Here is a 1,030-nt window from a genome sequence, read left to right on the forward strand (position 1 = left end):
CTTTTTGACTGAGTCGCTCAGCTCCAGCATTTGCAGCGTCCCATATCCAAGTCTGATGTCGCGGTATGGGTTTCGCTCATAAAGCTCAGTGTCCAAGAGGTATGAATCATATCCCTGTTCCTGCAAGTTTGCGATGAAGGGGCGTATCAGGCGGTAGGCTTCCAGTGAACGTCCCGGGAGAGTAATCCGGGTTCTGAAGTTGAGATGTGGAATGTTTCGCCCGGTACGATCGCAGGTGTCAGCCACGTCCATTGCTGCCTGGCCGGCAGCAAGAATCTCGTCTTGGTTTGGCTGGATCGGGGTCATAACGATGTCCGAGCCGGCGATGATCGNGTGGAATGTTTCGCCCGGTACGATCGCAGGTGTCAGCCACGTCCATTGCTGCCTGGCCGGCAGCAAGAATCTCGTCTTGGTTTGGCTGGATCGGGGTCATAACGATGTCCGAGCCGGCGATGATCGTGTCTCGCAGCACGGTGTCTTGACCGGGCGAGTCGATCAGCACGACGTCAAACCCATGCGTTTCGTTCTCCAGAATATGCTGAAGTGATGCGTTGGTTACTGCCGTGCGAAGCTCAATGCCGTCTGGCCTGTTGTCTTTCGCCTCGGAACGGGACCACCACTCATTCAGGTTTTGTCGGCCATCGGCATCGACCAAGAGCACTTGCTTACCATGAAGCGCATATTCTCCAGCGACTAGGATTACGGCGGTTGTCTTGCCCGCTCCACCCTTGCCGCTTACCAGCGACATGCAGATTGCCATTGCACGATCCTCTCAAGACTAATGGTTCCCCCGCCCCCTAGCGATCCGACGTGGGTTCAATCGGCACATCAGTATCGTCGTTAAGATCTTCACATCGAAGCAAACATAACATGTGAACACACGCAGGTTAAGATCAAAACATGCGTGTGAACGCACGCTTTAGGAGATCTATCAAACCACACGAGTTAGTCGTGTGGTTTTTACAAGTGTCTGGGTCGAGTGGTGAACCCCGGAGCCGCGTGAGGCCTCACTTGGCGCTCGCACGGAAGG

The 1,030-nt window shown here is 54.8% G+C and carries 2 pseudogenes; both read right to left on the reverse strand.

The features are described 5' to 3' along the window. Window positions 1-231, reverse strand: a pseudogene (locus ACM6UT_RS23370) (ParA family protein); the annotation flags it as partial. Between the two features lie 126 nt (window positions 232-357). Next, a pseudogene (locus ACM6UT_RS23375) lies at window positions 358-748 on the reverse strand (ParA family protein); the annotation flags it as partial. Window positions 749-1,030: the final 282 nt, after the last annotated feature.

Source organism: Ciceribacter azotifigens (assembly GCF_048159625.1).
Taxonomy (GTDB): Bacteria; Pseudomonadota; Alphaproteobacteria; order Rhizobiales; family Rhizobiaceae; genus Allorhizobium; species Allorhizobium azotifigens.